The following is a 22840-nucleotide window of genomic DNA, read 5'->3' on the forward strand; positions in this document are numbered from 1 at the left end:
GAAAATTTGAGAGACTCGAACACACATGAGCTGTGTGTCGTTTCAATTTTCAGCTTGATCCAGATTTTTAAAGAGCAAATATCTCAAACATGACTCGCAAGTCAGTTTTGAGATATGACGGCAGGTGACTTTCACTCACGAACCAGCAAGTGGCGTCCCCTAGGGGATTCGAACCCCTGTTACCGCCGTGAAAGGGCGGTGTCCTGGGCCTCTAGACGAAGGGGACGTACAGTCTCAATCGCAAGACGCCTTGCTATTTACTTTTCATCAGACAATCTGTGTGGACACTACAAAGTCAGGTTCTTTAAGGTAAGGAGGTGATCCAACCGCAGGTTCCCCTACGGTTACCTTGTTACGACTTCACCCCAGTCATGAATCACAAAGTGGTAAGCGCCCTCCCGAAGGTTAAGCTACCTACTTCTTTTGCAACCCACTCCCATGGTGTGACGGGCGGTGTGTACAAGGCCCGGGAACGTATTCACCGTGGCATTCTGATCCACGATTACTAGCGATTCCGACTTCATGGAGTCGAGTTGCAGACTCCAATCCGGACTACGACGCACTTTATGAGGTCCGCTTGCTCTCGCGAGGTCGCTTCTCTTTGTATGCGCCATTGTAGCACGTGTGTAGCCCTACTCGTAAGGGCCATGATGACTTGACGTCATCCCCACCTTCCTCCAGTTTATCACTGGCAGTCTCCTTTGAGTTCCCGGCCGGACCGCTGGCAACAAAGGATAAGGGTTGCGCTCGTTGCGGGACTTAACCCAACATTTCACAACACGAGCTGACGACAGCCATGCAGCACCTGTCTCAGAGTTCCCGAAGGCACCAAAGCATCTCTGCTAAGTTCTCTGGATGTCAAGAGTAGGTAAGGTTCTTCGCGTTGCATCGAATTAAACCACATGCTCCACCGCTTGTGCGGGCCCCCGTCAATTCATTTGAGTTTTAACCTTGCGGCCGTACTCCCCAGGCGGTCGACTTAACGCGTTAGCTCCGGAAGCCACGCCTCAAGGGCACAACCTCCAAGTCGACATCGTTTACGGCGTGGACTACCAGGGTATCTAATCCTGTTTGCTCCCCACGCTTTCGCACCTGAGCGTCAGTCTTTGTCCAGGGGGCCGCCTTCGCCACCGGTATTCCTCCAGATCTCTACGCATTTCACCGCTACACCTGGAATTCTACCCCCCTCTACAAGACTCTAGCCTGCCAGTTTCGAATGCAGTTCCCAGGTTGAGCCCGGGGATTTCACATCCGACTTGACAGACCGCCTGCGTGCGCTTTACGCCCAGTAATTCCGATTAACGCTTGCACCCTCCGTATTACCGCGGCTGCTGGCACGGAGTTAGCCGGTGCTTCTTCTGCGGGTAACGTCAATCGACAGGGTTATTAACCCTGTCGCCTTCCTCCCCGCTGAAAGTACTTTACAACCCGAAGGCCTTCTTCATACACGCGGCATGGCTGCATCAGGCTTGCGCCCATTGTGCAATATTCCCCACTGCTGCCTCCCGTAGGAGTCTGGACCGTGTCTCAGTTCCAGTGTGGCTGGTCATCCTCTCAGACCAGCTAGGGATCGTCGCCTAGGTGAGCCGTTACCCCACCTACTAGCTAATCCCATCTGGGCACATCCGATGGCAAGAGGCCCGAAGGTCCCCCTCTTTGGTCTTGCGACGTTATGCGGTATTAGCTACCGTTTCCAGTAGTTATCCCCCTCCATCAGGCAGTTTCCCAGACATTACTCACCCGTCCGCCACTCGTCAGCGAAGCAGCAAGCTGCTTCCTGTTACCGTTCGACTTGCATGTGTTAGGCCTGCCGCCAGCGTTCAATCTGAGCCATGATCAAACTCTTCAATTTAAAAGTTTGATGCTCAATGAATTAAACTTCGTAATGAATTACGTGTTCACTCGTTGAGACTTGGTATTCATTTAGTGTCCGAGGACATTAAGAATCCATGTCACTTTGAGTGCCCACACAGATTGTCTGATAAATTGTTAAAGAGCAGTGCCGCTACGTTTTCGCTGCGGCGCGGGGTGTGCATATTACGCTTTCCCGCTTCAGAGTCAAGCGTTTATTTTGCTTTTCTCTGCTGACCCGGCGGCGTGTGTGCCGTTGTTCCGTGTCAGTGGAGGCGCATTATAGGGAGTTCTTCTGAAGTGACAAGAGGTAATTTAAAAAAAGTTTCTGACCGTGTTTTTTTTCACCAAAAGCGATGAGATCAAGCTACAAATTGTTCTAATTGATGTATCTGCAACCACAATCACCCCTGAGATGGCATAATTAGCCGCATCAATATTTAAGGAATAAAAGCGATGCCATTAAGCGCACAACAGCTGGCAGCTCAAAAAAACCTGTCCTATGTGCTGGCAGAAAAGCTGGCTCAGCTGATCTTAGCGGGTAAATATGCCCCAGGTAGCATCCTGCCCAGCGAGATGGAGCTGGGGGATCAGTTTGGTGTAAGCCGTACCGCCGTTCGCGAAGCGGTAAAAACATTAACGGCGAAAGGGATGGTGCTTCCACGCCCGCGCATTGGCACCCGCGTTATGCCTCAGGGGAACTGGAACTTTCTCGATCAGGAGTTACTCACCTGGTGGATGACCGAAGATAACTTTAATCAGGTCGTCGATCACTTTCTGGTCATGCGCAGCAGTCTTGAGCCTCAGGCCTGTCTGCTTGCCGCTACGCTCGGCACAGCAGAGCAAAAAGCGCAGCTCAATACTTTTATGGAAGAGATGGTGGATCTGAAAAAGCACTTTAACCGCGAGCGCTGGATAGAGGTCGATATGGCCTGGCATGAACATATCTATAATATGAGCGGAAATCCTTTCCTGACCTCCTTTGCTTCTTTATTCCATTCTGTGTACCACACTTACTTTGCCTCTATCACACAGGATGAGGTGGTGAAGCTGGATCTGCATCAGGCGATAGTCGATGCCATTCAGGAAAGCGACGGGCAGCGAGCCCTGAGTGCGTGCCAGGCGTTGCTGGCCGCGCCAACCCACCAGCAGGTAAATAAATGACAGAGAAAAAAGCACGCAGTATGGCCGGATTGCCGTGGATTGCAGCCATGGCGTTCTTTATGCAGGCACTGGATGCCACTATCCTCAATACCGCCCTTCCCGCAATAGCCCAAAGCCTTAACCGCTCCCCACTGGCGATGCAATCCGCCATCATCAGTTATACCCTGACGGTGGCAATGCTCATTCCGGTCAGCGGCTGGCTGGCCGATCGTTTCGGCACGTGCAAAGTGTTTATGCTGGCGGTGACGCTGTTCACCCTCGGTTCTCTGGCTTGCGCCCTCTCTACCTCTCTGACGGAACTGGTTATCTTCCGCGTTCTACAGGGGATAGGCGGCGCGATGATGATGCCCGTCGCGCGTCTGGCGTTATTGCGCGCCTATCCGCGCAGCGAACTGCTCCCGGTGCTCAACTTTGTGACTATGCCGGGGCTGGTCGGCCCGATACTTGGCCCGGTTCTCGGCGGCGTACTGGTGACCTGGGCAAGCTGGCACTGGATCTTCCTGATTAATATTCCGATTGGTGTGGCAGGGCTAATCTATGCCCGCAAATATATGCCGAACTTCACCACACCACGACGCAGCTTTGATATGGGCGGCTTCTTCCTGTTTGGCCTGAGCCTGGTCCTGTTCTCCAGCGGGATGGAGCTGTTTGGCGAGAAAATCGTAGCGACGTGGCTGGCGCTGGCCATCATTCTTAGCGGTATTCTGCTGTTCCTTCTATATATCCGTCATGCGCGTCGCCATCCGACACCGCTTATCTCTTTATCTCTGTTTAACACCCGAACGTTTTCCGTCGGGATCGCGGGCAATATTGCCTCGCGTCTGGGCACGGGCTGCGTACCGTTCCTGATGCCGCTGATGCTCCAGGTCGGTTTCGGCTATCCGGCCCTGATTGCTGGCTGCATGATGGCCCCCACAGCGATGGGCTCAATTCTGGCAAAATCGACGGTCACGCAGGTGCTGCGCTGGTTTGGCTATCGTAAGACGCTGGTTGGCGTGACGATCTTTATTGGATTGATGATTGCGCAGTTCTCCCTGCAATCTGCGGCGTTACCCATCTGGATGCTGATCCTGCCGCTGTTTGTGCTGGGTATGGCCATGTCGACGCAGTTTACGTCGATGAACACCATCACCCTTGGGGACCTCACCGACGAGAATGCCAGCAGCGGCAACAGCGTACTGGCGGTCACTCAACAGCTGTCGATCAGCCTCGGGGTTGCCGTGAGCGCGGCGGTACTGCGGTTTTATGAAGGGTTTGACGGTACAAATACCGTTGAGCAGTTCCACTATACCTTTATCACCATGGGCGCGCTTACCGTGGTATCGGCGGTGGTCTTTATGTTGTTAAAACCAAAAGACGGCCGGAACCTGATCAAAGAGCGTCACAAAGAGAAGGCTAAACCGAACCGCGTTCCATCAGAACAGGAGTAAGCTGCAAACGTTGCTGTTGCAGCGTGGGCTGGGCCATGCGGTGGATCAACACATCGATGGCCAGCTCGCCCAGTTCATCCTTCGGCTGATGGATGGTGGTCAGTGGGGGCGTCATGTAGCGCGCCAGTTCGATATCATCGTAACCGACGATCGCCATGTCGTCCGGAACACGTAATCCCGCCTGATACAGCGCCTGATAAGCTCCGAATGCCATCGCATCGTTACCGATAAACACCGCCTGCGGGCGCGGCTCTTGCGCCAGCAGTTTCTGCATTGCTTCAAATCCACCATTAAATTCGAAATCGCCGGTGATGCGATAGCCATCAGGAATGGCAAGCCCCGCCCGTTCCATGGCCGAAAGATAGCCTTCCAGACGCAAGCGCGCCGGGGTTTTATCCAGCGGGCCGGTAATACAGGCAATGCGGGTATGACCTTTGTCGATCAAATGCTGAGTCGCCATATCGCCACCCAGCAGCGAGTTATCCTGGATCAGATCGCTGGTGCCATCGAACGGCGCCCAGTCCATCATGACCGTAGGAATAGAAGGGTAGCGCTGAATGATCTCTTTCGAGGGTTGATGCGTTTCGGTACAGAGCAGCAGCAGCCCGTCGACGCGTTTTTGCATCAGCGTCTCCAGGTTTCGGTTCATGCGCTGCTCATCGCCTTCGGTATTGCACAGCACCAGGCTGTAGCCGCGCTCGAAGCAGCTGCGCTCCACGCCGCGCACCAGTTCAGAATAAAAAGGGTTGGTACTGGCGGTGATCAGCATGCCGATGGTGCGCGTCTGGTTAAGCTTCAGGCTGCGGGCCAGCGCAGACGGCGCATAGTTGAGTTCTTTAATTGCAGCGTCAACTTTCTCCCGAATCGCCTCGCTGACGAAGCGATCCTTATTGATAACGTGGGAGACAGTCGAGGTAGAAACGCCCGCCATACGGGCGACATCTTTCATTGTGGCCAAGCGTTACCCCTGCTGACTTAAGAATTCATCAATCTCTTTACGCCATGGAACAGAAGGCTGAGCGCCTTTACGCGTCACCGCAATCGCGGCGGCGGCATGCGCGAAGCGAATCGCGTCATCCATTGCTTTTCCTTCCAGCAGCGCCGTTACCAGCGCACCGTTGAAGGTGTCACCTGCGGCGATGGTATCAATGGCTTTGACCTTAAAGCCCGGTACGCGACGGCCTTCGCCATTGACGCTAGCCCACACCCCACGGCTGCCGAGGGTGATGATCACGGTGCCGATGCCTTTATCATGCAGCGCAAGCGCGGCACGCGCGGCATCGTCATCATTTTCGACACGGATACCCGTCAGCTTTTCCGCTTCGGTTTCGTTCGGGGTGATGATATCCACCAGCGCCAGCAGCTCGTCTGATAATACACGGGCAGGCGCCGGGTTAAGTACGACAGACGTATGATTTTCATGCGCAATTTTCGCAGCGGCCAGCACGCTTTCAACCGGTGACTCCAGCTGCATCAGCAGAGCTTCCGCTCCGGCGATGATTCCACGCTGCGCTTCGACGCGTTCAGTCGTTAACGCGGCATTAGCCCCCGCATGAATACCGATGACATTCTCACCTTCCGCATTGACGAAAATCAGCGCCACGCCGGTAGATTCCCCTGCAACCACGCTGACGGGTGCGATGTCGATGTTGTCGCTTGCCAGCTGTTTGCGTACGCGCTCGCCGGTATCGTCATCACCCGTACAGGCGATAAACGCGATATTTGCCCCGCTGCGTCCGGCGGCAACTGCCTGGTTTGCACCCTTACCGCCGAACGCGACCTGATACTGATTGCCGGTGACGGTTTCGCCCGGAGTGGGGAACGTTTCAAGGTTAAGAATGTGATCGGCATTGATACTGCCAAGGACGACGAGGTTGCCTGCGGTTTTCATGTATTGAGGTGTCCATCTGAGAGCGCCACCGGTATTACCCGGTGGCGTATGCCACACTTTTCTTTTATTTGGTGTCCCTCAGGCAGCCAGCGACTGCCTGAATCGCCTTTACTGCTTAATGACCAGTTTCAGGTCAACAGGATATTTGGCCTGAACTTTTTCGCCCTTCAGCACTTTATCGGCAGTTTGCACGCCAGTCGCGCCAATCTGCTCAGGCAGCTGAGCAATGGTCGCAGCCAGTTTGCCATCATTTACTGCTTTTTCACCATCCGGCGTGCCGTCAAATCCGACAACCATCACATCTGATTTACCCGCAGTCTGGAGCGCACGCAGCGCACCGAGCGCCATTTCGTCGTTCTGTGCGAATACCGCCTGCACATCAGGATGCGCGGTCAGCAGGTTCTGCATGACGTTCAGACCCTTTGTACGGTCGAAGTCTGCCGGCTGGCTCGCCAGCACGTTAAATTTGTGCGCCGCTACAGCCTGCTGGAAACCTTCACCACGTTCACGGGCCGCGGAAGTCCCGGCGATACCCTGCAACTCGATCACTTTCGCGCCTTCACCTGCTTTCTTCGCGATGTAGTCACCGGCGATTTTACCGCCCAGTACGTTATCAGACGCAATATGGCTAACAACGTCGCCTTTGGTCGCCTGACGGTCCAGGGTGATTACCGGGATCTTCGCCTGGTTTGCCATCTTCACGGCGTTACCGACCGCGTCGGAATCGGTTGGGTTGATCAGCAGGATTTTGGTACCACGAACGGTTAAGTCCTGAACGTTAGCCAGCTCTTTCGCCGGGTTGTTCTGAGAATCCAGCACCACCAGGTTGTAACCCAGTTTGTCTGCTTCTTTCTGCGCGCCATCCTTCAGGGAGACGAAGAACGGGTTGTTCAGGGTAGAGACAACCAGCGCGATGGTGTCCTTCGCCATGGCGTTAGCACTTACGGTTGCGCTCAGCGCGACAGCAGAAACCAGGGTAGCCAGTTTTTTCATGTTCATATCTAAGATGTCCTGTAGTGTCGTCAGTTACTGTTTTTTGTTGTCTACCAGTACCGCCAGCAAAATCACCACTGCCTTAACGATCATCTGGTAATAGGAGGAAACACCTAACAAATTCAAGCCATTATTCAGGAAACCGAGGATCAGTGCGCCGATCAATGTCCCAACAATGCGACCTTTACCGCCCGCAAGGCTCGTACCACCCAGAACCACTGCCGCGATGGCATCCAGCTCATAGCCCGTACCCGCCGTTGGCTGCGCGGAAGAGAGGCGCGCCACTTCGATGATGCCCGCCAGAGATGCCAGCAGACCGCACAGGGAGTAAACGATAATTTTAACTTTGTTGACGCTAATACCGGACAGACGCGTTGCCGATTCGTTACCGCCCAGCGCATAAATATAACGACCCAGACGGGTATGATGCAGCATGTACCATGCCGCCAGGAAGACGATAGCCATGATCCAGACCGGGGTCGGGATACCCAGAGGGCGTCCGATACCAAACCAGCCAAACAGATCGGCGTTTTCGGTAAAGCCGGTATTCACCGGGCTACCGTTGGTGTACACCATGGTGACGCCGCGCAGCAGCAGCATCATCACCAGCGTGGCAATAAACGCCTGTACGCGGCCTTTTGCCACAATCACGCCGGTTACCGCGCCAATTGCCGCGCCTGCCGCCAGCGCAGCAGCAACGGCTACCAGCGCGTTGACCTCAATACCGACAATCGACGCGGCAATCGCACCGGTGAGCGCCAGCAGGGAACCGACGGACAGATCGATACCCGAGGTCAAAATCACCAGCGTCATCCCCACCGCCATAATGGCGTTGACGGAGGTCTGCTGAAGAATATTGAACAGGTTATTAACGGTAAAAAAGTTCGGGCTCATGGTCGAGACAATCGCGATCAGCACCAGCAGGGCAATCAGCGATTTTTGTTCCATCAGCCATGCCTTTGTGAAATAGCGGCGACCAGAAACAGCCTGGGTAGTCATCTTCTTACTCCTGATTCACGCGATTAAGCTTGCCCACAGCGGCAGCCATCAGAACTTCCTGGGTGGCCTGCTCGCGAGTGAATTCACCACCGAGATGCCCTTCATGCATGACGATAATGCGATCGCTCATGCCTAATACTTCTGGCATCTCGGAAGAGACCAGAATGATGCTCAGACCGTCGGCCTTGAACTGGTTAATCAGCTGATAGATCTCTTTTTTCGCGCCCACGTCAACGCCGCGAGTTGGCTCATCGAGGATCAGTACTTTCGGGCGCGTCATCAACCCGCGGGCAATCGCCACTTTCTGCTGATTACCGCCGGACAACAGGCCAATCGCCTGCTCCATCGATGGGGTTTTAACGTTAAAGAGACGGATAAAATCGCTGACCGCCTGCTGCTCATCTTTGTGTTTCAGGCTGCCGCCGCTGCGGCTGAAATAGCGTAGCGCGGTCAGGGACATGTTCTCTTTTACCGACATGCCCAGCACTAAGCCGTCACGCTTACGGTCTTCGGAGATATAGACAATGCCGTTCGCCAGGCCATCCTGCGGCGAGCGGGTGACCACCTCATGGCCGTCAAGGGTAACGTAGCCGCTGGTGCGCGGCAGTGCGCCATAGAGCACTTTCATCAGTTCGGTACGTCCCGCGCCCATCAGGCCCGCGACGCCAAGGATCTCGCCCTTGCGCAGGGTAAAGGAGACGTCATCCACGCCCGGCCCGCAGAGGTTATCCACCTTCAGGCGGATCTCTCCTGGCGCTTTGTCCAGACGCGGATACTGGTCTTCGAGCTTACGTCCCACCATCATTTCAATCAGAGAATCTTCGGTCAGCGTGGCCACTTCACGCTCGGCAATGAACTGCCCGTCGCGGAAGACGGTGACGTCGTCGCAGATCTCGAAAATTTCTTTCATGCGGTGAGAGATATAGACAATGCCGCGCCCCTGGGATTTCAACTCACGGATCACGCGGAACAGGGATTCGGTTTCGGTATCGGTCAGGGCGTCGGTCGGTTCATCCATAATGATGACCTTCGACTCGAAGCTCAGCACCTTCGCGATCTCCACCATCTGCTGATCGCCGATGGAAAGGTCGCCCACCAGTCGGTCGCTCTTAAAGCGCAGATTCAGCTTCGCCAGCAGTTTGTCCGCTTCGGCATACATGGTTTTCCAGTCGATTTTGCCAAACCGGTTCACGAACTCACGGCCGAGGAAGATGTTCTCCGCAATGGTGAGCTGCGGGATCAGGTTCAGCTCCTGGTGGATGATGCCAATGCCCGCTTCCTGAGAGGATTTCGGGCCGTTGAAGGTGGTCTCTTTACCCAGCCACAGCAGCGAACCGGCATCGCGTTGATAGATACCGGTCAGCACTTTCATCATGGTGGATTTGCCCGCGCCGTTTTCGCCCACCAGCGCCATGACGCGCCCGGAATAGACGTTCAGCGCCGCGCCAGAGAGGGCTTTAACGCCCGGGAACGACTTATCGATCCCTTTGAGTTGCAGTAATGCGTCCATGATGGCCTCAGAAGGTGACGCCAGCACAGAGAATGATATTCGCATACGGGGAACACTCCCCGCTGCGAATCACCGCCTGACTGTCTGCGGTTTGTTGTTTGAACTGCTCGTGCGTTGTGTAACGAATTTCTATGGTGTTTCCCTGGTGCTGTTGCAGTTGCTCAATGTGGCTGAGCAACGTTTCGTGGAGTTGCGGATTATGTTGTTTGATTTCCGCCGCGAGAATGGCCGCCTCAACCTGCATCTCCGCCGTCACGACTTCCAGTACCTGCATGAACGAGGGTACGCCCTGCGTTAACGCCATATCGACACGGGTTGTGCTGCGCGGAACCGGTAAGCCTGCATCGCAAACCACCAGCGTATCGGTATGCCCAAGACGGGAAATCACCGATGATATTTCTGAGTTGAGTACTGTGCCTTTCTTCATTTTTTGCTCCACTAGCGAAACGTTTCGCTAAAAACAGTGTAGCCGCAGAAGTGTTCAGAAAACCATCATGACGTAACGGATTTGTGATCGGCGTCGAAACGTTTCGCTAAGTGAAATGCAAAGGAGGTAAATGCAAAACGGTAACCGTCAGGTTACCGTTTTTTATGGTTGCGCCCTCTCCCTGTGGGCTGAGGGTTCCCCACAAATTAATGCGAGCACTGAGCAATCCCCTCGCCCCTCCGGGGAGAGGGGCTGGGTGAGGGCATCAGGCCGCACTGAGAATTAAATCTCGACCTGCGTCCCCAGCTCAATCACGCGATTGGGCGGGATCTCAAACTGGTCAGGCGCACGCAGGGCGTTACGTTGCAGGATGAGATACAGCTTGCCGCGCAGGCGCAGATACCATGGGCGCTTGCCGATGATCAGCGACTCGTGGGACATAAAGAACGACGTCTCCATCATGCGGCAGCTCAGCCCTTCCAGACCGCAGCGGTGGAATACTTCTTCCACGTTCGGCGTTTCGCGCCAGCCATAGCTTGCCACCACGCGCCAGAAGGTCGGCGACAGCTGCTCAATCTGTACGCGGCGCACGTTGTGTACATACGGCGCATCTTCGGTGCGCAGCGTCAGCAGGATCACGCGCTCGTGCAGCACTTTGTTGTGCTTAAGATTATGCATCAGTGCAAACGGGATCACGTTCAGCGCACGAGACATATACACCGCCGTACCCGGCACACGCACCGGCGGGGATTTCTCCAGCGAGGCGATCATCGCCTCCAGAGAATTACCGTGCTCATGCATACGTCGCAGCAGGCGGAAACGTTCGCTCTTCCACGTCGTCATCACGATGAACATCACCAGACCCAGCGTCAGCGGCAGCCAGCCACCGGAGACAATCTTATCGAGGTTCGCAGAGAACAGCGGTACGTCGATACAGAGGAAGCCAACCAGGATCAGCCCCACGAGGAACTTATTCCAGTGCCAGTTACGGTACGCCACGGTGGTAGAGAGAATAGAGGTCAACACCATCGTTCCGGTCACCGCGATACCGTACGCCGCCGCCAGGTTACTGGAGTGCTCGAAGCTGACGATAACAATCACCACCGCGAAATAGAGCAGCCAGTTGACGAACGGAATGTAGATCTGGCCTGACTCCATCTCAGAGGTATGGATAATGCGCATCGGCGAGAGATACCCCAGACGCACGGCCTGACGCGTCAGGGAGAATACGCCGGAAATAACAGCCTGAGAGGCAATGACCGTCGCCAGCGTCGCCAGGATCAGCATCGGAACCAGCGCCCAGTCCGGCGCCAGCAGGAAGAACGGGTTTTTAATCGCTTCAGGATGGGCAAGCAGCAGCGCGCCCTGGCCGAAGTAATTCAGCACCAGTGAAGGCAGAACAACGCTAAACCAGGCGACGCGAATTGGGAGTTTCCCGAAGTGGCCCATATCTGCATACAGCGCTTCAACACCGGTAATGGAAAGCACTACCGCGCCCAGCGCCACAAACGACACCACTTTATATTCCAGGAAGAAATGCACCGCCCACATTGGGTTCAGCGCGTGCAGGACATCCGGGTTGGCAATAATACTGCGTAAGCCCAGCGCCGCCAGGATCAGGAACCAGGCCAGCATAATAGGCGCGAACAGCTTACCCACCAGCCCGGTACCGTGTTTTTGTATAGCAAACAGCAACGTCAGCACGATAATAGCGAGTGGCACCACCCACGTATCAAGCTGAGGCGCGACAATCTCCAGCCCCTCTATGGCCGACATCACCGAAATCGCTGGCGTAATCACGACTTCCCCATAGAAGAAGCTGCCGCCAATCAGGCCAATGATGACCAGCACGGAGGTCATTCTTGCAGACGTATTGCGCCCAGCAAGGGACATCAGGGTCAGAATACCGCCCTCGCCCGCGTTATCAGCCCGCATAACGAAAGAGAGATACTTAAGGGAGACCACCAGTATCAGCAGCCAGAAGATGAGCGAGAGGAAACCAAATACGGCGTCACGCTCTACACCAAAACCAAACTGACCGGACAAACATTCACGAAGCGTATAAAGCGGGCTGGTGCCGATATCACCGTAGACAACCCCGATCGCTGCAAGCGTTACTGCGGGTAATGATTGCTTATTATCAGTGCTCATAGACTAGTCTTTTCGTTTGAATAACAAATGTGTGCTTAGTCCCTTGGCCCACAAAAAGCGCACAGTATGCACGATTCAATGCAAAATCGTACCCCTAAATGCAGCCGCATTAATGTAGCGCAAAGAAAATAGCGCCGCACTTCAGCCTATTACCAGGCCAGACCGAAACGTCTATACTCGCTTCAATTAGCCGCCACGACGGCGAAAGGATGCAAAACTATTATGGCTCACTCACATTTATTAGCAGAAAGAATTTCCCGCCTCAGCAGTGCGCTGGAGAAAGGCCTTTACGAGCGTAGCCACGCCATTCGCCTCTGTTTACTGGCGGCGCTGAGCGGGGAAAGCGTGTTTCTGCTGGGTCCGCCGGGCATTGCCAAAAGTCTGATCGCACGCCGCCTCAAATTCGCTTTCCAGAACGCTCGCGCATTCGAGTATTTGATGACGCGTTTCTCCACGCCGGAAGAAGTTTTCGGCCCGCTCTCCATTCAGGCGTTAAAAGATGAGGGACGCTATGAACGTCTGACGGCGGGCTATCTCCCGGAAGCGGAAATCGTCTTTCTTGATGAGATCTGGAAAGCCGGCCCGGCCATTCTGAATACCCTGCTGACGGCAATCAACGAACGCCGCTTCCGCAACGGCGCGAGCGAAGAGAAGATCCCCATGCGGTTGCTGGTGGCCGCGTCTAACGAACTTCCCGAAGCCGACAGCAGCCTTGAAGCGCTGTATGACCGCATGCTGATCCGCCTGTGGCTGGATAAAGTCCAGGACAAATCGAACTTCCGCTCAATGCTGGTAAGCCAGCAGGACGAAAACGAAAATCCGGTGGCACCATCATTACAGGTCACGGACGAAGAGTATGACCAGTGGCAGGAAGAGATAGGCAAAATTAAGCTGCCCGATGCCGTCTTTGAGCTGATCTTCATGCTGCGCCAGCAGCTTGATTTATTGCCCTCCGCGCCGTACGTCTCCGACCGTCGCTGGAAAAAAGCCATTCGTCTGCTTCAGGCAAGCGCCCTGTTCAGCGGCCGCGATGCTGTCGCCCCCATCGATCTGATCCTGCTGAAAGACTGTCTGTGGCACGACGCAGAAGGGATGAATCTGATGCAGCAGCAGCTGGACGTTTTGATGACCGGGCACGCGTGGGGTCAGCAATCCATGCTTAATCAACTGGGGGCGATTGCCCAACGTCGTCTTCAGCTTCAGCAGCAGCAAAGTGACAAAACCGCGCTGAAGGTGAACCGTCTTGGCGGGATGTTGGCCCGTAAACCGCACTATGAACTGCCAGCCGAGCTGACTGACGCCTCGCTCACGCTTCTTCTTCAGCAGCCGCTAAAGCTTCATGATATGCAGGTGGTGCACGTGACGATCGAACGCGTTGCGCTGGTTCAGTGGCTGGATAAGGGCGGCGAGATCCGCGGTAAACTCAACGGTATCGGCTTTGCACAGCCGCTGTCGATGGAAGTCGACAGCAGCCAGCACCTTGTGATCCGCGACGTCAGCCTTCAGGGATCGCGCCTGGCGCTGCCGGGCACGGCCTCTGACAGTCTTCCGGAGGAGATCAAACAGCAGCTCGAAGCGCTGGATAACGAATGGCATCAGCAGCACACGCGCTTCAGCGAGCAGCAGAAATGCCTCTTTATCCATAGCGACTGGTTAGGTCGCATTGAAGCCAGCTTGCAGGATGTCAGCGCGCAGATTAAACAGGCGCGTCAATGCTAACGCTGGACACGCTTAACGTCATGCTGGCGGTTAGCGAGGAAGGGTTGATCGAAGAGGTCGTCATTACCCTGCTCGCTTCACCGCAGCTGGCGGCCTTCTTTGAAAAATTTCCGAAGCTCAGAAAAGCAATGACGGACGATCTTCCCCGCTGGCGCGATAACCTGCGCCAGCGGTTTAAGGAGACGGAAGTCCCGCCGGAACTGACAGAGGAAGTGGCTGGTTACCAGCAGTGCCAGCGGCTTTCAACGCCGCAGTTTATTGCCCAGCTACAGCAAACCCTGACGCTGCTAGATAACGTTCACTCCCCGTTTGCCAGCCAGGCCAGAGCGCTGGTCACGGACAACCCCAGCTTTACTCCCGCCCTGCATACGCTGTTTTTACAGCGCTGGCGGCTCAGTCTTGTCGTTCAGGCCACCTCTCTCAACCAGCAGTTGCTGGACGAAGAGCGCGAACAGCTGTTAAGCGAAGTTCAGGAGCGGATGACGTTAAGCGGCCAGCTAGAACAGGTGCTGGTGGAGAATGAAAACGCCGCCGGTCGACTCTGGGATATGAGTGCCGGTCAGTTAAAACGTGGCGATTATCAGTTGATCGTGAAGTACGGCGACTTTCTGGCACAACAGCCGGAGCTGATGAAGCTTGCAGAACAGCTTGGTCGTTCCCGGGAGGCCAGGTCAATTCCAAAGAAAGATGCGCCGATGGAAACCTTCCGTACGCTGGTACGCGAGCCCTCCACCGTACCGGAGCAGGTGGACGGCTTACAGCAAAGCGATGATATCCTGCGCCTGTTGCCTACGGAACTCAGCACGCTGGGAATGACCGAACTGGAGTATGAGTTTTATCGCCGTCTGGTGGAAAAACAGCTTCTTACCTATCGGTTGCATGGCGAAGCCTGGCGCGAAAAAATCAGCCAGCGCCCGGTGGTGCATCAGGACTTTGATGAGCAACCGCGCGGTCCATTCATTGTTTGCGTAGATACGTCCGGATCGATGGGGGGATTTAACGAGCAGTGTGCAAAAGCGTTCTGTCTGGCTCTGATGCGCGTGGCGCTCGCCGATCGTCGTCGCTGCTACATCATGTTATTTTCCAGCGAAGTGGTGGGGTATGAACTGACCAGCCCACAGGGGCTGGAGCAGGCGATCCGCTTTTTAAGCCAGCGCTTTCGCGGCGGCACCGATCTGGCCAGCTGTTTTCGCAGCATCATTGAGCGCATGCAGGGCGGAGACTGGTACGACGCGGATGCGGTGGTGATTTCCGATTTTATTGCCCAGCGGCTGCCGGACGACGTCGTGAATAAAGTGAAGGAGATGCAGCGCGTGCATCAGCACCGCTTCCATGCCGTGGCGATGTCTGCACATGGAAAACCCGGCATCATGCGCATCTTCGATCACATCTGGCGCTTTGATACCGGGTTGCGTAGCCGCCTGCTCAGACGCTGGCGACGTTAATTAAAGAAGAGAACCGACGCTCTCACGTACCTGCTGCGGCCAGACCCCACACTGTACCTGACCGATATGGGACAGTTGCAACAGCAGCATGGTCAGACGAGACTGGCCAATACCACCGCCGATGGTCTGCGGCATTTCACCGCGCAGCAGCGCCTGGTGCCACTCCAGTTGCAGACGATCTTCATCACCGGTCACGGCCAGCTGACGCTTCAGTGCTTCAGCATCCACGCGGATCCCCATCGAAGAGAGTTCAAACGCATCTTCCAGAACCGGGTTCCAGACCAGAATATCGCCGTTCAGACCGGCATATTCGCTCTCGCCCACGGTGCTCCAGTCATCGTAATCCGGCGCACGGACGTCGTGACGTTTACCATCAGACAATTTCCCGCCAATGCCGATCAGGAATACCGCGCCCAGCTCTTTGGCGATCGCGCGTTCACGGCCTTTGGCATCCAGATCCGGGAAACGGCTCAGCAACTCCTGACTGTGAACAAAGTGGATCGTTTCCGGCAGGAACGGTGCCAGACCAAACTCTTTGCTCACGGCCGCTTCGGTCGCTTTGATCCCGGCGTAGATCGCCTCAACGGTGGATTTCAGTGTACCGACGTGACGCTCGCCGTCACCCATTACACGCTCCCAGTCCCACTGGTCAACGTAGACAGAGTGAATGGGGGAGAGGCGGTCTTCATCGGGGCGAAGGGCTTTCATATGCGTGTAAAGCCCTTCGCCCGCGCTGAAGTCGTGTTGTCCCAGGGTTTGACGCTTCCACTTCGCCAGGGAATGAACCACTTCGAACTGGGCGTCTGGCAGTGTTTTCACTTTTACCTGTACCGCTTTTTCGCAACCAGACAAGTTATCCTGCGTCCCGTCACCCACGCGGCTCAGAATCGGCGCCTGCACTTCAATAAGGCCAAGCTTCTCTTCCAGCTGGCGAGAAAAATGGGATTTAACGAAACTGATCTGGCGTTGTTTTGCGATGTAAGCGGTTTTCATTATTTATACTCCTGCGTCCTGTTGATACTGATTAAGCAACAGAACAGGCGCTTAATTCAATAACCCATCAACAAAAAGCCACCTTCACTTTTGATTCGTTAAAATAAGACGCTAGAATAGAAGGAATTATTAATCTTCATAAGAAAAACCTATGGAAAATTATCAGATCGACAATCTGGACCGCGGCATTCTGGAAGCGCTCATGGCCAACGCACGCACCGCGTATGCCGAACTGGCGAAACAATTTGGCGTCAGCCCGGGGACCATTCACGTTCGCGTAGAGAAAATGAAGCAGGCCGGGATCATCACCGGCGCACGCATTGATGTCAGCCCGAAGCAACTCGGCTACGACGTCTGCTGCTTCATTGGCATTATTCTGAAAAGCGCCAAAGATTACCCCTCCGCGCTGGAGAAGCTGAACGCGCTGGATGAAGTCACTGAGGCGTACTACACCACCGGGCACTACAGCATCTTTATAAAGGTCATGTGCCGATCCATCGACGCTCTCCAGCAGGTACTTATCAACAAGATCCAAACAATCGATGAAATTCAGTCCACCGAAACCCTGATCTCCCTGCAAAACCCGATCATGCGTACTATCCGCCCGTGATCGGGCAATTTCATTCCCACATTTTCCACAGGTAGATCCCAGCTCGTTCACAGCGTACAATGGCCGCCTCTTTATCTGAGCGAGCGATCAATGGCGGACATTACTCTTATCAGCGGCAGCACCCTGGGCGGTGCGGAATATGTAGCGGAACATCTGGCTGAGAAGCTGGAAGACGCGGGCTTTTCTACACAAACGCTGCACGGACCGCTGCTGGAAGATCTCCCGACTGACGGGGTCTGGCTGCTGATCACCTCCACGCACGGCGCGGGCGATCTGCCGGATAACCTGCAACCTTTATATGACGAACTGCTGGAACAACAGCCCGATCTGTCAAACGTCCGGTTTGGCGCTGTAGGGATCGGCAGCCGTGAATATGACACTTTCTGTGGCGCAATAGAGAAAGTAGAAGCTGCGGTGACCGCCTGCGGAGCAAAACAGCTGGGTGAAACGCTGAAGATCAACATCCTCGATCATGATATTCCCGAAGATCCAGCCGAGATCTGGCTCGCGGAATGGAAAAAATTACTCAAAAACGATTAAAGATCGTGCGATTAGATGTGGATAACTCTGGTTAAAAGCTCGTATTAACCCGTAGTTATCCAAAGAACAACGTTAGTTTAGTTTTTGACCTGTGTATAAAGTGGCGATCTGATCCCAGCTTATACGGTCCAGGATCACCGATCATTCACAGCAAACGATCCTTCCTAACTACATGATCTTATTTATGGGATCGGACTTATCCACAAAGGTCTGCGATCCTAATAAGAGATCACAATAGAACAGATCTCTAAATAAAAAGATCTTCTTTTTAATAACCCAGGATCCCAATGCTTTCTCGAAAGACTAAAGTTGAGTAGAATCCACGGCCCGGGCTTCAATCCATTTTCATACCGCTTTACGCGAGGCAGACCACCATGTTTTATCAGGATCCTTTTGACGTCATCATCATTGGCGGGGGTCACGCAGGCACTGAGGCCGCAATGGCCGCAGCGCGAATGGGTCAGCAGACCCTGCTTTTGACACACAATATCGACACGCTGGGACAAATGTCCTGTAATCCGGCGATTGGCGGCATTGGGAAAGGACACCTGGTAAAAGAAGTGGATGCACTTGGCGGCCTGATGGCGAAAGCGATCGATCATGCGGGCATTCAGTTTAGGATACTAAACGCGAGTAAAGGTCCGGCTGTTCGCGCCACCCGTGCACAGGCAGACCGCGTGCTTTACCGTCAGGCTGTGCGCACCGCGCTGGAAAACCAACCGAACCTGATGATCTTCCAGCAGGCTGTAGAAGATCTTATCGTGGAAAACGATCGTGTTGTTGGCGCCGTGACCCAGATGGGTCTCAAGTTCCGCGCAAAAGCGGTGGTGCTGACGGTCGGGACATTCCTGGACGGTAAAATCCATATTGGTCTGGACAACTACAGCGGTGGCCGTGCGGGCGATCCGCCGTCGATTCCGCTGTCTCGTCGTCTGCGTGAGCTGCCGCTGCGCGTAAGCCGCCTGAAAACCGGTACGCCGCCGCGAATTGATGCGCGTACCATTGATTTCAGCGTACTGGCACAGCAGCACGGCGATAACCCGATGCCGGTGTTCTCGTTCATGGGCAATGCGGCGCAACATCCGCAGCAGGTGCCGTGCTACATCACGCACACCAATGAAAAAACCCATGACGTGATCCGCAATAATCTCGATCGCAGCCCAATGTATGCTGGTGTGATCGAAGGGATCGGTCCGCGTTATTGCCCGTCGATCGAAGACAAAGTGATGCGCTTTGCCGATCGTAATCAGCACCAGATCTTCCTCGAACCGGAAGGGCTGACCTCTAACGAAATTTACCCGAACGGCATCTCCACCAGCCTGCCGTTCGACGTGCAGATGCAGATTGTGCGTTCAATGCAGGGGATGGAAAACGCGAAGATCGTTCGTCCTGGCTACGCTATTGAGTACGATTTCTTCGATCCGCGTGACCTGAAGCCGACGCTGGAAAGCAAATTCATCCAGGGTCTGTTCTTCGCAGGCCAGATTAACGGCACCACCGGGTACGAAGAAGCAGCCGCGCAAGGGCTGCTGGCCGGTCTGAACGCCGCTCGCTTCTCTGCCGAGAAAGAGGGCTGGGCACCGGCGCGTTCTCAGGCTTACCTGGGCGTTCTGGTCGACGATCTCTGCACGCTGGGGACCAAAGAACCGTACCGCATGTTTACTTCTCGTGCGGAATATCGCCTGATGCTGCGCGAAGACAATGCCGATCTGCGTCTGACCGAGGTGGGGCGCGAGCTGGGTCTGGTGGATGACGAGCGCTGGGCGCGCTTCAACGAGAAGCTGGAACGCATTGAACAGGAACGTCAGCGCCTGAAAACCACCTGGGTGAATCCGCAGGCGGAAACTGCTGCTGAAGTGAATGCTCACTTAACAGCACCGCTGTCGCGCGAAGCCAGTGGGGAAGATCTGCTGCGCCGTCCTGAAGTCACCTACGAGAATCTGGTCAAACTGACGGCGTTCGCACCGGGCCTTGAAGACGCTGAAGCGGCTGAACAGGTCGAGATCCAGGTGAAATACGAAGGTTACATCGCGCGTCAGCAGGATGAGATCGAAAAACAGCAGCGCAACGAAAATACGCTACTGCCGGAAATGCTGGACTATCGTCAGGTGACGGGGCTTTCCAACGAAGTGATCGCTAAGCTGAACGATCACAAACCTGTGTCGATTGGCCAGGCCTCACGTATCTCCGGTGTCACACCTGCCGCGATTTCGATTCTGCTGGTGTGGCTGAAAAAGCAGGGTATGCTGCGCCGCAGCGCGTAATTAACATTGTTTTTGGCGGGTGGCGCTTCGCTTACCCGCCCTACTTAATCGTAGGCCCGGTAAGCGGCAGTGCCACCGGGCGAAAAATCTCTCAACAGGTATCCACCGTGCTCAATAAACTCTCTCGTCTGCTGGAACAGGCAGGTATTTCGCTCACCGATCACCAGAAAAATCAGCTGGTGGCCTATGTCGATATGCTGAACAAATGGAATAAAGCGTACAACCTCACCTCCGTACGCGATCCCAACGAGATGCTGATTCGCCATATTCTCGATAGCATCGTTGTGGCGCCGTATCTTACCGGTGAACGTTTTATCGACGTGGGCACCGGTCCGGGCTTGCCGGGCGTTCCGTTGTCTATTGTTCGACCGGAGAGTCATTTCACGCTGCTGGACAGTCTGGGCAAGCGCGTACGCTTTTTACGACAGGTTCAGCATGAGCTGAAGCTGGAAAACATCACGCCCGTGCAGAGCAGGGTAGAGGAGTTCCCGGCAGAGCCACCGTTTGACGGCGTTATCAGCCGCGCATTTGCCTCACTCAATGACATGGTGAGCTGGTGCAAACACCTGCCGGCGGATAAGGGCCGTTTTTATGCGCTGAAAGGACAACTTCCGGGGGACGAAATAGAGCAGCTTCCGGACGGTTTTGCAGTGGAATCCATTGAAAAACTCCAGATCCCTCAGCTCGAAGGTGAGCGTCATCTGGTGATAATTAAGCCAAACACATTTTAAAAAATTAATAAAAAATGTGGAATTTGTGCTGTTCTGATGGTGTTAAAAAGCAGCACATCCAGTCTGATTTGGCCGTAGTTAATTTAACCTTGTTGTCACCATGGATTTTCTTATGGTTAACCTGAAGTGATTCGTTCACCCTGAAGATAGTCAACCATGAAAATATCAGCCTGCTAAAAGTGGGTAAAGGCAACAAGAATGAAATGTTAAATATTTATTAAGAATGTCAATAAAAGGTTTTTGTTGTATACGGCTCTGTTTTAAAAATAGTTGCGATTTTTTTGCTTTAATTTCAATCGGATGAAATAAATCGTTTTACGTCTTTGATAAATACCACTTTATCGCAAATGTGTATTTTGTGATCTCGTGCACGCTTTATCACCAACGTTTCCGCGCTGTTTGCAGTTTTGCCTGAAGGTTGGCACTGAGTTCAAAAGTTGAAAAATAGGACTGGGGAAAAATATTTAAACATTTATTCACCTTTTCGCTACTTAATGTTTGAAATCACGGGTACGCACCGTATAATTTGACCGCTTTTTGATGCTTGACTCTGAGCCTTAAAGGACGTTTTATACGACACGCGGCATACCTCGAAGGGAGCAGGAGTAAAAACGTGATGTCTGTGTCGCTCTTGAGTAGAAACGTTGCTCGTAAGCTTCTGTTCATTCAGTTTCTGGCTGTGATAGCAAGTGGACTGCTGTTTAGCCTCAAAGACCCCTTCTGGGGCATCTCCGCCGCGTGCGGAGGTTTGGCGGTGGTTCTGCCAAACGTGTTGTTTATGATTTTTGCCTGGCGTCATCAGGCGCATACACCCGCCAAAGGCCGCGTGGCCTGGTCCTTCGCTCTCGGCGAAGTGTGTAAGGTGTTGCTGACCTTTGCTCTACTGGTGATGGCGCTGGCGGTTTTGAAAGTGGTATTCATGCCGCTGATAGCAACGTGGGTTTTGGTGCTGGTGGTACAAGTTCTGGCTCCAGCTGTAATCAATAACAAAGGGTAAAAGGCATCATGGCTTCAGAAAATATGACGCCGCAGGATTACATAGGTCACCATCTGAATAACCTTCAGCTGGACCTGCGTACATTCTCGCTGGTGGATCCACATAACCCCCCGGCCACCTTCTGGACGATCAACATCGACTCCATGTTCTTCTCGGTGGTTTTGGGTCTTCTGTTCCTGGCCATGTTCCGCCGTGTTGCTAAACGAGCGACCAGCGGTGTTCCAGGGAAATTCCAGACGTTCATCGAGATGATCATCGGCTTCGTCCATGGCAGCGTCAAAGACATGTACCATGGTAAGAGCAAGCTGATTGCTCCGCTGGCCCTGACCGTGTTCGTTTGGGTCTTCCTGATGAACCTGATGGACCTTCTGCCTATCGATTTCCTGCCGTGGATCGGCGAGCATGTCTTCGGTCTGCCTGCACTGCGCGTGGTTCCGTCTGCCGACGTGAACATCACCCTGTCGATGGCGCTGGGCGTATTTATCCTGATTCTTTTCTACAGCATCAAAATGAAAGGCGTAAGCGGCTTTGTGAAAGAGCTTACCTTGCAGCCGTTCAACCACTGGGCGTTTATTCCGGTCAACCTGATCCTGGAAGGCGTTAGCCTGCTGTCCAAACCTGTTTCACTGGGTCTGCGACTGTTCGGCAACATGTATGCGGGTGAGCTGATTTTCATTCTGATCGCGGGTCTTCTGCCGTGGTGGTCACAGTGGATTCTGAATGTGCCATGGGCCATTTTCCACATCCTGATCATTACGCTGCAAGCCTTTATCTTCATGGTTCTGACGATCGTCTATCTGTCGATGGCGTCTGAAGAGCACTGATTTTTTACCAACACTACTACGTTTTAATTGAAACAAACTGGAGACTGTCATGGAAAACCTGAATATGGATCTGCTGTACATGGCTGCCGCTGTGATGATGGGTCTGGCGGCTATCGGTGCTGCGATCGGTATCGGCATCCTCGGGGGCAAATTCCTGGAAGGCGCAGCGCGTCAACCTGATCTGATTCCTCTGCTGCGTACTCAGTTCTTTATCGTTATGGGTCTGGTGGATGCAATCCCAATGATCGCTGTAGGTCTGGGTCTGTACGTGATGTTTGCTGTCGCGTAGTAGTTGTTTTAA

19 protein-coding genes, 1 tRNA gene and 1 rRNA gene are annotated in these 22840 nt (G+C 54.1%); 11 read left to right on the top strand and 10 right to left on the bottom strand.

Translation table 11 applies throughout. From position 1 onward, the window contains the following. Positions 1-150 precede the first annotated feature (150 nt). Together L3069_RS22480 and L3069_RS22485 are read right to left on the bottom strand one after the other, a co-directional pair. Positions 151-226 (bottom strand) — tRNA-Glu (locus L3069_RS22480). Positions 227-310: 84 nt separating this feature from the next. Next, positions 311-1852 (bottom strand): 16S ribosomal RNA (locus L3069_RS22485). A gap of 455 nt (positions 1853-2307) precedes the next feature. On the opposite strand from L3069_RS22485, the gene L3069_RS22490 reads away from it, so the two are divergent. After that, on the top strand, positions 2308-3015 hold the full coding sequence (locus L3069_RS22490) for a FadR/GntR family transcriptional regulator (RefSeq protein WP_023298937.1): 708 nt from the start codon (positions 2308-2310) through the stop codon (positions 3013-3015). Next, complete coding sequence (mdtD, locus tag L3069_RS22495; protein ID WP_038414968.1) at positions 3012-4445, top strand: multidrug transporter subunit MdtD; 1434 nt, start codon at positions 3012-3014, stop codon at positions 4443-4445. Before L3069_RS22490 ends, mdtD begins: the two co-directional genes overlap by 4 nt. On the opposite strand, the gene rbsR is transcribed toward mdtD, so the two are convergent. From rbsR to kup, 7 genes are all read right to left on the bottom strand, one after another. Beyond that, a complete protein-coding gene (rbsR, locus tag L3069_RS22500) occupies positions 4411-5403 on the bottom strand; it encodes a ribose operon transcriptional repressor RbsR (RefSeq protein WP_072202236.1) in 993 nt (330 codons plus the stop codon). The genes mdtD and rbsR overlap by 35 nt on opposite strands. Before the next feature lie 3 nt (positions 5404-5406). Beyond that, positions 5407-6336 carry a ribokinase gene (rbsK, locus tag L3069_RS22505; protein WP_003862399.1) on the bottom strand — a complete coding sequence of 310 codons (930 nt, stop codon included), beginning with the start codon at positions 6334-6336 and terminating at the stop codon, positions 5407-5409. A 108-nt stretch (positions 6337-6444) separates the two neighbouring features. Next, the gene (rbsB, locus tag L3069_RS22510; protein ID WP_003862397.1) at positions 6445-7335 is read right to left on the bottom strand and encodes a ribose ABC transporter substrate-binding protein RbsB; all 891 of its coding nucleotides are present in this window, start codon (positions 7333-7335) and stop codon (positions 6445-6447) included. 27 nt (positions 7336-7362) lie between these two features. Continuing rightward, positions 7363-8328 carry a ribose ABC transporter permease gene (gene rbsC / locus L3069_RS22515; protein WP_022649866.1) on the bottom strand — a complete coding sequence of 322 codons (966 nt, stop codon included), beginning with the start codon at positions 8326-8328 and terminating at the stop codon, positions 7363-7365. A 4-nt stretch (positions 8329-8332) separates the two neighbouring features. Beyond that, positions 8333-9838, bottom strand: coding sequence for a ribose ABC transporter ATP-binding protein RbsA (gene rbsA, locus L3069_RS22520; RefSeq protein WP_022649867.1), 1506 nt, complete (start codon positions 9836-9838; stop codon positions 8333-8335). A 7-nt stretch (positions 9839-9845) separates the two neighbouring features. After that, positions 9846-10265 carry a D-ribose pyranase gene (rbsD, locus tag L3069_RS22525; protein WP_038414969.1) on the bottom strand — a complete coding sequence of 140 codons (420 nt, stop codon included), beginning with the start codon at positions 10263-10265 and terminating at the stop codon, positions 9846-9848. Between the two features lie 282 nt (positions 10266-10547). Then, positions 10548-12416, bottom strand: a complete 1869-nt coding sequence (gene kup / locus L3069_RS22530; protein ID WP_006808744.1) for a low affinity potassium transporter Kup — start codon at positions 12414-12416, stop codon at positions 10548-10550. A gap of 222 nt (positions 12417-12638) precedes the next feature. Between kup and ravA the strand changes: the two genes are divergently transcribed. Next, positions 12639-14135 carry an ATPase RavA gene (gene ravA / locus L3069_RS22535; protein ID WP_100167748.1) on the top strand — a complete coding sequence of 499 codons (1497 nt, stop codon included), beginning with the start codon at positions 12639-12641 and terminating at the stop codon, positions 14133-14135. Continuing rightward, on the top strand, positions 14129-15580 hold the full coding sequence (gene viaA, locus L3069_RS22540) for an ATPase RavA stimulator ViaA (RefSeq protein ID WP_022649870.1): 1452 nt from the start codon (positions 14129-14131) through the stop codon (positions 15578-15580). Before ravA ends, viaA begins: the two co-directional genes overlap by 7 nt. Here viaA and asnA read toward each other — a convergent pair whose 3' ends face one another. Further along, complete coding sequence (gene asnA / locus L3069_RS22545; protein ID WP_003862385.1) at positions 15581-16573, bottom strand: aspartate--ammonia ligase; 993 nt, start codon at positions 16571-16573, stop codon at positions 15581-15583. 151 nt (positions 16574-16724) lie between these two features. On the opposite strand from asnA, the gene asnC reads away from it, so the two are divergent. The 7 genes from asnC (at position 16725) to atpE (ending at position 22828) form a co-directional block, all read left to right on the top strand. Next, complete coding sequence (asnC, locus tag L3069_RS22550; protein ID WP_003862383.1) at positions 16725-17183, top strand: transcriptional regulator AsnC; 459 nt, start codon at positions 16725-16727, stop codon at positions 17181-17183. 90 nt (positions 17184-17273) lie between these two features. After that, positions 17274-17723 carry an FMN-binding protein MioC gene (gene mioC, locus L3069_RS22555; protein WP_023305124.1) on the top strand — a complete coding sequence of 150 codons (450 nt, stop codon included), beginning with the start codon at positions 17274-17276 and terminating at the stop codon, positions 17721-17723. 374 nt (positions 17724-18097) lie between these two features. Continuing rightward, positions 18098-19987 carry a tRNA uridine-5-carboxymethylaminomethyl(34) synthesis enzyme MnmG gene (mnmG, locus tag L3069_RS22560; protein ID WP_003862379.1) on the top strand — a complete coding sequence of 630 codons (1890 nt, stop codon included), beginning with the start codon at positions 18098-18100 and terminating at the stop codon, positions 19985-19987. 107 nt (positions 19988-20094) lie between these two features. Continuing rightward, positions 20095-20718 (top strand): 16S rRNA (guanine(527)-N(7))-methyltransferase RsmG, encoded by a 624-nt coding sequence (gene rsmG, locus L3069_RS22565; protein WP_022649872.1) that lies wholly within the window; start codon positions 20095-20097, stop codon positions 20716-20718. 616 nt (positions 20719-21334) lie between these two features. Further along, the gene (atpI, locus tag L3069_RS22570; protein WP_003862375.1) at positions 21335-21715 is read left to right on the top strand and encodes a F0F1 ATP synthase subunit I; all 381 of its coding nucleotides are present in this window, start codon (positions 21335-21337) and stop codon (positions 21713-21715) included. A gap of 8 nt (positions 21716-21723) precedes the next feature. Beyond that, the gene (atpB, locus tag L3069_RS22575; protein WP_100167747.1) at positions 21724-22539 is read left to right on the top strand and encodes a F0F1 ATP synthase subunit A; all 816 of its coding nucleotides are present in this window, start codon (positions 21724-21726) and stop codon (positions 22537-22539) included. A gap of 49 nt (positions 22540-22588) precedes the next feature. Then, complete coding sequence (gene atpE, locus L3069_RS22580; protein WP_000429386.1) at positions 22589-22828, top strand: F0F1 ATP synthase subunit C; 240 nt, start codon at positions 22589-22591, stop codon at positions 22826-22828. The last annotated feature ends 12 nt before the right edge of the window (positions 22829-22840 follow it).

Source organism: Enterobacter cloacae complex sp. ECL411 (genome assembly GCF_021869665.1).
GTDB classification, from domain to species: domain Bacteria; phylum Pseudomonadota; class Gammaproteobacteria; order Enterobacterales; family Enterobacteriaceae; genus Enterobacter; species Enterobacter intestinihominis.

What these genes read in the sequence shown, in the direction of transcription:
- rbsC (WP_022649866.1), bottom strand. Translation starts at nt 8,328, where the DNA reads ATGACTACCCAGGCTGTTTCTGGTCGCCGCTATTTCACAAAGGCATGG.
- mdtD (WP_038414968.1), top strand. Translation starts at nt 3,012, where the DNA reads ATGACAGAGAAAAAAGCACGCAGTATGGCCGGATTGCCGTGGATTGCA.
- atpE (WP_000429386.1), top strand. Translation starts at nt 22,589, where the DNA reads ATGGAAAACCTGAATATGGATCTGCTGTACATGGCTGCCGCTGTGATG.
- viaA (WP_022649870.1), top strand. Translation starts at nt 14,129, where the DNA reads ATGCTAACGCTGGACACGCTTAACGTCATGCTGGCGGTTAGCGAGGAA.
- rbsK (WP_003862399.1), bottom strand. Translation starts at nt 6,336, where the DNA reads ATGAAAACCGCAGGCAACCTCGTCGTCCTTGGCAGTATCAATGCCGAT.
- rbsD (WP_038414969.1), bottom strand. Translation starts at nt 10,265, where the DNA reads ATGAAGAAAGGCACAGTACTCAACTCAGAAATATCATCGGTGATTTCC.
- mnmG (WP_003862379.1), top strand. Translation starts at nt 18,098, where the DNA reads ATGTTTTATCAGGATCCTTTTGACGTCATCATCATTGGCGGGGGTCAC.
- kup (WP_006808744.1), bottom strand. Translation starts at nt 12,416, where the DNA reads ATGAGCACTGATAATAAGCAATCATTACCCGCAGTAACGCTTGCAGCG.
- atpI (WP_003862375.1), top strand. Translation starts at nt 21,335, where the DNA reads ATGTCTGTGTCGCTCTTGAGTAGAAACGTTGCTCGTAAGCTTCTGTTC.
- atpB (WP_100167747.1), top strand. Translation starts at nt 21,724, where the DNA reads ATGGCTTCAGAAAATATGACGCCGCAGGATTACATAGGTCACCATCTG.
- mioC (WP_023305124.1), top strand. Translation starts at nt 17,274, where the DNA reads ATGGCGGACATTACTCTTATCAGCGGCAGCACCCTGGGCGGTGCGGAA.
- ravA (WP_100167748.1), top strand. Translation starts at nt 12,639, where the DNA reads ATGGCTCACTCACATTTATTAGCAGAAAGAATTTCCCGCCTCAGCAGT.
- rbsB (WP_003862397.1), bottom strand. Translation starts at nt 7,335, where the DNA reads ATGAACATGAAAAAACTGGCTACCCTGGTTTCTGCTGTCGCGCTGAGC.
- asnC (WP_003862383.1), top strand. Translation starts at nt 16,725, where the DNA reads ATGGAAAATTATCAGATCGACAATCTGGACCGCGGCATTCTGGAAGCG.
- asnA (WP_003862385.1), bottom strand. Translation starts at nt 16,573, where the DNA reads ATGAAAACCGCTTACATCGCAAAACAACGCCAGATCAGTTTCGTTAAA.
- rbsA (WP_022649867.1), bottom strand. Translation starts at nt 9,838, where the DNA reads ATGGACGCATTACTGCAACTCAAAGGGATCGATAAGTCGTTCCCGGGC.
- L3069_RS22490 (WP_023298937.1), top strand. Translation starts at nt 2,308, where the DNA reads ATGCCATTAAGCGCACAACAGCTGGCAGCTCAAAAAAACCTGTCCTAT.